This is a genomic window from Vampirovibrionales bacterium (assembly GCA_016712355.1).
In the GTDB taxonomy this organism is placed as follows: Bacteria; Cyanobacteriota; Vampirovibrionia; order Vampirovibrionales; family Vampirovibrionaceae; genus JADJRF01.
Map to the genome: position 1 here is coordinate 1 of JADJRF010000001.1, position 11,816 is coordinate 11,816.

General features: G+C 62.3%; 7 protein-coding genes. 6 read left to right on the plus strand and 1 reads right to left on the minus strand.

What is annotated here, in order from left to right; translation table 11 throughout:
* Positions 1-159 precede the first annotated feature (159 nt).
* A complete protein-coding gene (locus tag IPK79_00005; GenBank protein ID MBK8188814.1) occupies positions 160-408 on the plus strand; it encodes a hypothetical protein in 249 nt (82 codons plus the stop codon).
* A gap of 361 nt (positions 409-769) precedes the next feature.
* On the opposite strand, the gene IPK79_00010 is transcribed toward IPK79_00005, so the two are convergent.
* A complete protein-coding gene (locus IPK79_00010) occupies positions 770-1,378 on the minus strand; it encodes a hypothetical protein (GenBank protein MBK8188815.1) in 609 nt (202 codons plus the stop codon).
* Here IPK79_00010 and IPK79_00015 point away from each other — a divergent pair.
* From IPK79_00015 to IPK79_00035, 5 genes are all read left to right on the plus strand, one after another.
* Positions 1,367-8,764, plus strand: a complete 7,398-nt coding sequence (locus IPK79_00015; protein MBK8188816.1) for a hypothetical protein — start codon at positions 1,367-1,369, stop codon at positions 8,762-8,764. The genes IPK79_00010 and IPK79_00015 overlap by 12 nt on opposite strands.
* 1 nt (position 8,765) lies before the next feature.
* The gene (locus IPK79_00020) at positions 8,766-9,104 is read left to right on the plus strand and encodes a hypothetical protein (GenBank protein MBK8188817.1); all 339 of its coding nucleotides are present in this window, start codon (positions 8,766-8,768) and stop codon (positions 9,102-9,104) included.
* Between the two features lie 158 nt (positions 9,105-9,262).
* The gene (locus IPK79_00025; protein ID MBK8188818.1) at positions 9,263-10,954 is read left to right on the plus strand and encodes a hypothetical protein; all 1,692 of its coding nucleotides are present in this window, start codon (positions 9,263-9,265) and stop codon (positions 10,952-10,954) included.
* Positions 10,955-11,011: 57 nt separating this feature from the next.
* Positions 11,012-11,407 carry a hypothetical protein gene (locus tag IPK79_00030; protein ID MBK8188819.1) on the plus strand — a complete coding sequence of 132 codons (396 nt, stop codon included), beginning with the start codon at positions 11,012-11,014 and terminating at the stop codon, positions 11,405-11,407.
* 15 nt (positions 11,408-11,422) lie between these two features.
* Entirely contained in the window at positions 11,423-11,767 is a 345-nt protein-coding gene (locus tag IPK79_00035; protein ID MBK8188820.1) for a hypothetical protein, read from the plus strand.
* Positions 11,768-11,816: the final 49 nt, after the last annotated feature.

Here is an 11,816-nt window from a genome sequence, read left to right on the forward strand (position 1 = left end):
CCGCCCGCATGGGCACACGGACAAGCCGACACGAATCTGGTAGCGGGACTGAATATCGTCGCCGCCAACCTGACGCACTTTTCCACTGCGCACCCTGGCGTGGCCGGCGTAACGTGTTCGGGGGGCGGTGAGTACGCAGGGTCTGACGACACGCGATCTGTGACGCATCGACGTGCTCATCGTTGGCTGATCTACATGGTAGAAGATGACGACGATCCAACAGCACTGACCTTACTGCACGCCGATCCTGTCGAAGATAAAGACTTCTCGACCACGTTGGACGGTGAGGAAGGCAAGACGATGTATTTCGACCTGGACACGATTGATTGGCTGTTGCCGGGGATGGCATACATCGTGCGCAACGTTGTCTACGCATTCGAGCTAGACCTGGAGGCCATCGATGCCTAAACGCGATGTGGTGCGCAAGATTGATCTCCAAAAGAGCGTAGGATCGGGCGGAACCAGCGTTGTCGTTGGCGGCTCGATCTCCGTCCACGCGCTCGACAGCACCTACCACTACGGCACGCTGGCAGACACACAGGCGCCGCAATTCCTCAAAACGGATGGCACGCGCCCGCTGGCCGGCAACCTGAGCACGCTCACCGGCGTGACCATTGATGGCGTCGATCTGGACGTACACGCCGGCAACCCCGCCGCGCACCACAACCCAGTCACAGGCACGGCGCCGATCTCGGTGGCGACAGGTCAGGTGATCAGCCTAACACTGCGCGCCGCCAATCCAGGCTTGATCATCGACACGGGGTTGGCGCTAGGCACGCCTACAGGCGTTTCGGCTACCAGTAGCAGCGAAGTGGTTGGCACAGGACATACGCACGCCGTAGCAGCCTACAGCAACGGCGCGACGGCGCCGGGTCAACTGCTGAAAACGACGGCGGAAGGCGATCTGACGCTGCGTGAGTTGACGGCGACTACCGTCAACGTCGGCACCATCAAAGCGCCGAATGTTCTGCGAATTGAACCGACTGGCGGGCGCGTCGATTTCCTCGACGGCACGACGCTGCGCAATGAGAATTTCGCCAACACGATCCCGGCGATCACAGGCTGGCAGGTCAACGAAGTGGCCGGCATCGATGGTTGGTACGCATTGACCATCGGTGCGATTCAGGCGGATGAATTGCGCGTACGCGTGTTCGTGGCAGACGAAACCAGGGTAGATCGCGGCGAGGAGCTTTGGGGCAAGAGTTTCGGCATTGTGGCGGAAGCCTTCACGATGCCGGCGGCCATCGGCGGCACGGTGACGATCTATTTCGAGGACTCGCCAGCCGTGGAGGGTGCGCTGTTCACCGCCAATGACTGGCTGATGTTCCAGCAGATCGACATCGACGGCGGCTTCTCTAATGTGCGCGTGTGGGGGCAAGTCAGCGGCTACAACGCGCTGGATGGCGTGGTAGGGCGCGAGAATCAGCAGTCGTGGACATTCACGCTGCGACAGGGATCAACCGGCTCTTGGACTGATCCCGACGCGACGCCGCCCACGGCAACCGAGATCGAATTTCCGGTCGGCTCGCTTGGCGTGGACTTCGGCCAGAGTGGGCAGGGCATGATCCAACTGTCTACTATCGACCGCAGCGGCGCGCCCTACATCCGCTTTGCGCGGTGGGCCGGCGCGAATCCTTACACGCCAGCCAACGTGAGCACCGACGTGCAGATTGGCAACCTGAGTGGACTGGGCACGGAGTACGGATCGCCCGTCGGCGACTACGGTATCTTCGCAGCCGGCAACGGGCAAACCGCCGAGTTGAGCGACCAGGGCATCTTCCTGCGCAACGCTGCGTTTACGCAGTACAGCGGCGCCAATATGGTAGTCGAGATCGACGCCGGCGACATGCGACTCGGATCAGACCTGTCGGGAGTTTTGGGCACGGGATTTTCGTTCACGGCCAGTTCCGGCGATGTGGTGATCGGGCGCGAGGCGGTAGTCGAGGGGCAGCCGGCGCCGCAATATCTCAAGTGGGAGCGGGACATCGGGCTGCTCACATTCACCGGCACGCTGGTCGTGGCGGGATCAGCGTATTCTACAAAAGACAGCACGCTGCGCGGGTGGGTGGTAGACGATACTGAAATCGTCGGGCAGTACGACGGCGTAGATCAGATCGTCCTGGGCACAAATGGTAATTTATCCGCCGGCACAGGCGCAGTGATTTTGTCTGCGCTTGGCATTGGACTCGACGCATACGATGTTGGCAGCGGCAATCCGAATCCGACGAATAATATCAGCGCCATCGCGTGGTGGAATGACGCCAGCGCGATTGAAGTCAGCGAAACGCCAATCGCGCGCATTTGGGGTGGAATCGGACAGAGCGATCTCCCGGCGTTCCAGATCGATGTGAACCCCGGCAGCGCGACGGGGCCGCGTCTGTGGATCGAGGGATCGGGAGGCACAAGCGGCGCGGAATTGTGGTTCAGCAACATCTCGACTGTCGTCGGGTTGCCGGGCTTGTATTTGGTGCGAAATCCGACGACAGGAGTCGCAACCACTACGCTAAACGGCGATTTTCTGTATAGCAGCACCGATGTTCTGCCCAACGCTTCGGATACATACGATCTGGGATCAACGTCGCTCGTGTGGCGGCGTCTCTATGTGAACGAGTTGATCGCCGGCACGATCGCAGGCGGCACGCAACTGACCGGGCAAATCTGGCAGTATGACTTGACCGACATGTACATCCGGTCGAATTCCCCCGACGCTCGCACGCTCTACGTGACTAATCCAGGCACCGGCACGATGCACCTGAACGTAGAGGGCAACATTGCTCTTGGCGGTACAGTGGATGGGGTGGACATCGCAGCGCACGCCGCCAATGCCAACGCTCACCATGCACAGTCGCACGTGCTGGCGACGACAAGCGGGCTTGGCGCCGATCACACGGTCAGCGGGCTGACCGCCGGCCAGGTGCTGCGCGCCAGCGGAGCGACCGCGGCGGTATTCGCACAGCTTCAGCACAGCGACCTGGGCGGCATAACGGCGAATGATCACCACAATCAGTCGCACGTACTGGCGACGGCAAGCGGACTCGGCGCCGACCACACGGTGAGCGGTCTGACCGCCGGTCAGGTACTGCGCGCATCGGGTGCGACGGCGGCGGTCTTTGCGCAGTTGCAGCATAGCGATCTGGGCGGCATAACGGCGGATCAGCATCATGCTCAGTCACACGTGCTGGCGACGGCAAGCGGACTCGGCGCCGACCACACGGTGAGTGGCTTGACGGCCGGCCAAGTGCTGCGCGCCAGCGGCGCGACGGCGGCGGTCTTCGCACAGTTGCAGCACAGCGACCTGGGCGGCATAACGGCGAATGATCACCACAATCAGTCGCACGTACTGGCGACGGCAAGCGGACTCGGCGCCGACCACACGGTGAGTGGCTTGACGGCCGGCCAAGTGCTGCGCGCCGGCGGCGCGACGACGGCGGCGTTCGGCGTGCTGGATCACAGCGAATTGAGCGGCCTCACGACAGGTGATCCGCACACGCAGTACGTGCATATCTCGATTGCGCGCGCGATCTCGGCGCAGCACACTTTCAATCCGGCAACGGCTGGCGCTCCCTTTACGCTTGGCGCCAACGCCCAGGGACGGCTGGTCACGGGATTGAATGCCGATCAGGTCGATGGCATCGACATGCTTGGCACGGCGCAGTACCAGGCGCTGGTGACAGGTGCATCGCCCTATACACCGGCTTGGACATCGCTCGGCGCATTTGCCGGCGCAGGGTTGCTGTGGTCGGGCGGGCAGTACCAGATCAACGCCGGGCCGGGGATTGTCGTCACGGGCGCGACGCGCGTGTACGACACGATTGCGCAGCGCGGTGCGGCGACGTATGCCAGCAACACCGGCAGCGGCACGGGCGGCAGCATCGCCCAACGCGGCACAGCGACATCGGGCAGCAACGCCGGCACCGCGGCGGCCTGGAGCACAATAGCGCAGCGCGGTGCGACAACGACCGCGGCAGGCACGGGAAGCGCCGGCGGCTACAACACGATTGCGCAGCGCGGAACGGCCACATCGGCCAACAGCTACACCAACAGCCTGAGCGTAACGCGACCGACAGGCGTTGTCGAGAACGACGTGCTTGTCGCCGTCGTAACCTGGTGGGCAAACACCCTCACGCCGCCAAGCGGATGGACGCAGATCGGCACGACGCAAAGCTGGTCGCACCCGGACGGCACAGTATACGCGCGGGCATACTACCGTGTGGCAGGCGCCAGCGAGCCGTCTTCCTACGCGTGGGGACTGAGCGCAACCAACGACATCGCCTGTACCATCGTCGCCTACAGCAACGTCGATACGACCGATCCAATTTCAGCCAGCGGCGCACAGACGCAGACCTCGGCCAGCATGACGGCGCCAGGCGTGGACGCCGCGACGACAGCGGATATGCTGATTTTCCTGGGCGCGGTGGGCGATGACAATGCCGGCAGCCGCACAGCGACGCCGCCAAGCGGCATGACGGAGCTTGCCGACACGACCAGCGGCACTACCTGGATCAAGAGCTACGCCGCGCAGCAACTACTGACAGCCAGCGGAGCAACGGGCACGCGCACGGCGACCCTCAGCGCGTCGGCGCGTAACGCCGGCTTCCTGGTGAGCTTGCGACCCACCGGAACGGCAGGCGGCGACACCGAAGTGACGGTGAACCGGCCCACCGGCGTGGTCGAGAATGATGTCATGTTGGCGACGGTGGTATATGCAGGCGGTACGCTTACGGCGGCCAGCGGCTGGACGCAGGTGCTGAGCCAGGTGGGAACGGGCGTGACGACGGCAGTCTATCGCCGCACGGCGGGAGCGTCAGAAGCATCCTCTTACACGTGGGGATTGAGCACAGCGGATGGGCTGGCGGTGGCGATTTCGGCGTACAGCGGCGTCAATGGCAGCAACCCGATTGCCGATTCCAACAGCCAGGCGAACGCGTCGAGTGCCTCCATGACGGCGCCGGGCGTGACGCCGGCCTCGTCGGTCGATATGCTGGTTTTTGTCGGCGGCGCGGCGGGCGACATCCGCGCCACGGCGCCGGGCAGCATGACCGAAGACGCCGACACGGGCACGACCGGCGTGAGCGTCTACATGGCGGATCAGTTGCTGGCAAGCGGCGACGCTACGGGCACGCGCACGGCGACACTGGCGAGTGCAGCGGCAAACGCAGCAGGGCTGGTGAGCTTGCGCCCCGTCTACACGGCGGCGGTCAACGCCACGATCACGGTCAACGCGCCAACCGGCGTGATCGACAATGACGTGCTGATTGCGACCGTGGCACACAGCGGCGGTACGCTCTCGACGCCGGCGGGTTGGACGGCAGTGCGCACGGTAACGGGAAGCGGCGTGACGCTGGCGACCTATCGCCGTGTGGCAAGTTCGGAGCCAGCCAACTACACATGGTCGCTCGACAGCGCCGACACGATTGCCGTGGCGATTGCGGCCTATACCAACGTCGATACGGCGGCGCCTATCGACGCGCATGACGGCCAAGCCAACGCGTCGAGCACCTCCATGACGGCGCCGGCGATTACCACGACCGAAACCGACACGGTGCTGCTCTTTGTGGGCGGTGCGGCGGGCAACGTGCGCGCGACCGTGCCGGGCGGCATGACGGAACTTGTGGACACGGGCACGGGTGCGGCGTCAGTCTACGTGGCGAGTCAGACCCTAAGCGCGGCAGGCAGCACGGGCACGCGCACGGCGACGCTGGCGAGTGCGGCGGCGAATGCGGCGATCCTCCTGGCGCTGGCGCCGACACCCTCCGAAGCCACCTACGCAACGGTGACGGTCGATACGCCAACCGGCGTAGCACAGGACGACGCTCTGATTGCCATCGTTGCCTACAGCGGCGGCGGGTTGACGGCGCCGGTTGGATGGACGCCGATCCGGTCGGTGGTGGGGACGGGCGTCACGACGGCGGCCTATCTGCGCATTGCCGGCGCGTCGGAACCGGCAAACTCCACATGGTCACTGGACACCATCGACACGATTGCGGTGGCGATTGCGGCATTTGACAATGTGGACACGGTGGTCTCGTTGGATGACCACGACGGCCAGGCGAATGCGTCGAGCACCTCTATGACCGCGCCGGCGCTGACCACGACGATTGCGACCGACATGCTGCTCTTTGGCGGCGGCGTGGCCGGCAACGTGCGCGCCACGCCGCCTTCCGGCATGACCGAGCTTGTGGACACGGGCACGGGCGCGGCGTCGGTCTATCTGGCAAGTCTGCTGCTCTCCAGCGCAGGGGACACAAGCGCACGCACGGCAACGCTGGCAAGTGCAGCGGCGAACGCAGCGGTGCTCCTTGCGCTGGCGCCATCCTACACGTTAGCAGGCACGCCGGCGGTGAGCGTCGATGTGGCGGAAGACTACGTGTGGACAGGTGCGCACACGTTCGCCAGCACGATCACGGCGCGGCACGTGCTGCCCCAGTACACCGACAGCTACGACCTCGGCAGCGAAACGCTTTGGTGGCGGCAGCAATTCGTGAGCCAGATCAACGCGGTAGTCTTTGCCAAACAAACCGTGCAACTGTTTGGCGGCGGGCTGATGGTGACGAAAAATGCCGTCAACCTGCCAGCCGTAGGCGCCAGCCAGACCCAGATCGACTTCGGCCAGAGCATGACGCCGGGCGATTTCCTCGTGATCCGGTCGCACGACGCGGCGGGAACGATCAAGGTCGAGTATATGACGGTAGGCGGCCTGGTAAGCGGCACGACCTACAACGTGACGCGCGATGTTGCCGGCGCACACGTGACCGACCCGGCCTGGGCGGATGGCACGCCGGCTGCGGTGCTTGGGCAAAGCGGCAACGGGCGCCTCGAAATGAACGCCTACACCTCGCCGCGCCTGAGCATGATCGTGCAGGGCGCGACGTACAGCGCGCAGAGTGAGTACATTCGCCTGGGCGATCTGAATGGAATGCCGGGCGTCACCTCGACCAAGTGGGGGATTTTCATCGGGGACGCGTCGCAGCATCTGCGCTACTACGATGGATCGCTGGTGATCGCCGGCAATGGATCGGGGTTGACCTCGATCAATGGCGGCAACATCACGACCGGCACGGTGACGCTCAGTCAACTGAGCTTCACGCCAGTGCAGACCAATAACGTCGTTGCCAGCATCAACGCGACGGCGGAGGGCATTCGCATCGCTGGCAGTCGGATCAGCATAGATGGAAACGTGACCTTCAGCAGCGGATACGACCCGACGACGAAGATCACGGCGGGCGGGGCGGCGGCGGATGTTAATGCCAACACGACGACGATCAGCGGCGGCAGAATCACGACGGGATCGATCACGGCAACGCAGATTGCGGCAGGCACGATCACGACCAGCCTCTTGAACTTCACGCCAGTGCAGACCAATAACGTCGTTGCCAGCATCAACGCGACGGCGGAGGGCATTCGCATCTCTGGCAGCCGGATCAGCATCGACGGCAACGTGACGTTTAGCAGCGGCTACGACCCGACGACGAAGATCACGGCGGGCGGCGCGGCGGCGGATGTCAACGCCAACACGACCACGATCAGCGGTGGGAAGATCACGACTGGTTCGATTACGGCAGCGCAGATTGCCGCGAGCACGCTCACTGGCGACCGATTGGCGCTGACGAGCTATCTGTCGATCAACAGCAACACCTTTGGTGCGGACGGCATCCAGTTGCAGTACAACAGCGGCAACCCGCGCGCCTACATCGGCAATGGCAGCAACCGGTATTTTCAATTCGATGGCACGACGATCACCTGGCAGGCGGCCAATGCACAACTGGACGCCAGCGGCAATCTGACGGCGACCAATGCCACACTGTCGGGGACGATCACGGCGACATCCGGTAGCATCGGTGGATTTTCGATCCAGAGTAATCAGATGTATGGGGGCGGTATAGCGTTAAGTCCGACTCAAGGTATTACCGTGTATGCTGCGGATGATTTTAGCACGCAAAGAGGTGTTTACTTTAACGCTTACGATACGCTATGGGGCGACTATTTCAATATCGCTACGTTGCACACACGTTTTACGCCAGCAACAGCAAGCGTACAGAAAGCGACAATCCAAGCTACGTTAGGCGCCAACCTAAAGCCTGATGGCACGATGCTTTATACGTATGATAACGATACAACTTTGACCGTTGGCGCTTCTGGTTACGGAGGTGCCCGGTACACCCAAGTCTTAATTCAAGCCAAGCAGGTTTACGACACAACACTTACGGCGTCTATTAGCCTGTTCGTCATGCGCCAAGCATCGCCACAACGCTCCATAGCGATGACGGCGGATAACGTGACAATCAACGGTAATCCCGTCTGGCACGCCGGCAACGACGGGCCGGGAACGGGGCTGAATGCCGACGTGCTCGACGGCTACCAGGCAGCGCAGTTCGCGCTGTTGACCGGCGCTACATTTACCGGCTCGCTGTTATCGACCAGCAGCGTTGGCTACGACTGGAGCGAACTGACGCCTGTCAATAACTGGGTAAACTACGGTGGAACTGCTGCTACGCTAGGCATTAAGCGGTTCGGCAACATGGTCAGCGTCAAAGGGCGCATCCGTGCTAATGCCGCTATTGCAGCGAACGTAGCAGTCAATACTGCATTGCCAACGGAATATCGACCTGCGTATGCTCGACTGATTGGGTGTTTGTGTACAGTGGCCGGCACAAGAACAATTGGACGCGTCATCATCAACACAAACGGACTTATTTCGCCACAGGAAAATTTCAGTCTGAACGACTGGGTTTCACTGGAGTTCACCTATTTTACAGGAGGATAATATGCCAACCTACGATCCGGCGCTCTACGCCGATCAACTTTCGGAAGTGCCTGTCGAGACGGAAGTAGCGATGACGGTGCTTCAGATTCTCAAAGAACTGCGCGGCACGCTGGCGCTGCTCGGCGGGATGCAGCAGACATGGAACCTGAACGGTATCCCCGACATGGTGCAGGCGGCGATCACCAACAACGAACTGTTGGCCGGCCACTCACCGCAAGATTGGTATCGGTGGGGCGTCGTCTTCACGGAGCTTCAGACGTGGTTGCAGACGCCGATTGCGTCGATTGAGGCGACGCCGATGCAGGTGCTGATGAAGCGGTACACAGCGCAAACTGGTTGATTTTGTATTCTTATAGGCATATAATACACCGTGACCATACGGTTTTGTCGGTCAAAATATGCCTGTAGGAATAAGTTGCCCGCCAAGATCGGCTTGGCGGGCGTGGGGGACGGCGCAGAATCGTCCCCACAAGTGTTATCGCACAGGAGATGGAGATCATGCGCAGACAGACGATTTTGGTGGTAGCGGTGACGTTGCTCTTGTCTTTAGCTGGCGTCAGCGTCGTGTGGGCACAGACGACGCCTGACGCGCCGATGGCGCCGCTGTACCTGCCTGTCGTCACGACAGGTGACGATGTGGTGAGCGTTACGAATGTAGACGGTGAGGTTGGCGCGGCGGCTGTGCTAGAAGGCCAGTCGATCACGCTGGCCGCCGGGGAACAGGTGACGGCGTTCTGCCCCGGTGGGACGCTGCGCGTGAGCCGGCCAGCTACGGGCGGCGCGCGCGATACGAGCCGGGCGATCCTGCGCTGTGTGGTGGCAGCGACAGCCACACCGACGAGTACGCCGACAGCGCCAGCAACCGCCACGCCGACGAATACGCCAGTTGTCGCGCCGCCCACGGCGACGCCGACGACGCCAGCCGGCGCAGTAAATGCGCCGAACTGGACGATCAGCACGGCGATGCGCGACGAGCTTGGCATGGCGCCGGCGACCTACAGCCAGATCACGGCGGATGCAGCCGGCGGGCAATTCGACCGGGAATGCACCGAAGCGGAGCACGACGCCACGCGCTGGCACACGCTGCTCAACTATGCCGACGATGACCAGCCAGGCGGATCGTGTCATTTCGATCATCATCACGGCGACAACCCGCACGCCGTCAACGACATTTTTGGCGAGCCTGGCGCATGGTTCACGCGCGCAGGTCAATCGATCTCTTACCCGTGGCAGACCTATCCGGCGCAGCGCGCCAGCGACCCGCCTGGCATGTATCCTGGCTTGCTGGAGAACGAGTACAAGCACGAGGGGTACTTGTGGGTAGTGCGTCGCAACCAGCCCTGTAACGGCGGCGCGTGCGTGACGGATTTTCGACTTCAGCATCACTTCCACGGCAACCTCGACGGCGGCGTGGGAATGCACTCGGCCTCCTTCGAGGGGCGCGTTTGTGACGACGCCAGCCGGCCAGAGACGTGCGGCATTGTGCGTACTGGCGGTTGGTTGGACTACGGACATCTGATCGCACCGCGATCCAATGAAGATTGCTTCCAGGCGCGACAGGATCGCTTCCCGGACATCTGGATTCCGGTAGCATCCGACAACCTTCCGTACCGCCAACTTGACCAGGACGCGCCTTTTGATGAGTCGCGCTGCCACAAGGTATTGAGCGCGCAGGAAGTGGCGGCGGGGCCGATTCAGTTCCGCAGCAGCGGGCCGGCGGTGGGGCCGGCGGAATGGTGGGCGCACGGCGCCAGCGATTTCCGCTTCCAGTTTGTGATGTTCGACCCGGTGGGTAACGTCAATCAGGATGGATCGTTCACCCAGTTTTGCGGCATGAACGATGTCAACTGCCGGTGGCGACACTCGCAATTCACGGCGCGCATCCAATACGTGCTGCCGTTGAACTCCTACTACTTCCCAGAGTATGGCGGGCAGCGGCGCGTCGATCTGCGCCTGGGGCAGCGGTTCCTCGACCGTTTTGGCGGCATCAACGGCAACTGTTCGATGGCGACAGTGGGCATGGACTGTATCCCCATCGAGTACAGCAACATCACCCTCCGCACGGCGATTGGGCAGGGGCTGGCCGGCTTTGTGCAGCAGCCGTGCAACAGTTGCCGGTCGATCAACCACGACATCACGCCGGCGGGTATGCCGTCGTGGGTCACGTATGTGTTCGACCACCATCGGTAGTTCGAGACGGGCAGGGAGCTATCTCCCTGCCCAATATATCTTTCAGGAGGCAAGTCAGTGAAAGTAACGGTCACGTATCGGGAGATTTTGGAAGCAATGCCGGCGCTCGACAAGCTGATGGGGCGCGAGTTCAAGCCGCCGGCCACGCCGGTCAAACTGGCGATCCTTCACCGCATTGTGGCGCCGGTACACCAGGACATCCAGACGCGGCGCGAGAGCATCGTCATGGCAAACGCCGACAAGGACGAAGCCGGCGAGATCGTGTGGTTAGACAAGGAAAAGGGCACGGTGCGGATCAACGACGCAATCGAAGCGCAGATCAAGGCGCTGTTCGAGACGACGCACGACTTCGACGCGCCGGCCATCGGCCCGAACGATCTGGAAGTCATCGGCGGCAAACCCCTGACGCCGGCCGATCTGTACATGTTGGTTCCGTTTTTGAAGGTGGATTGACACGGGAGGTGTCTGATGACGGTCGATATGGAAGTGGTGTACGCTATGATCTCCGTGGTGCTGACGGCCATCGCATTGTACGCTGCGTGGGTGGGGCGGCAGTGGCTCGCCGCCAAGATCGGCGCAGAGAACCTGCGTGAAGTCGAGCAGTATGCAGTCAAGCTGGTCGAGGCTGCCGAGCAGATGTCTAAGAGTGGGCAGTTGCAGGCGGACTTGCGGTATCGGTGGGTAGTAGAGCGACTCCAAGCGCGCTTCAGCGACTTGGACGAAGACGACATCAAGGCATTCATCGAAAGCGCCGTCTTTTGGCTCAAGGAGGCAAACTCGCTCGTCAACCGTATCGAGATCGAGCAGAAGTAACCAACCGGACGCTGGTCTTGCAGCTTAGCGCAGAGGGGCAAGACCAGCC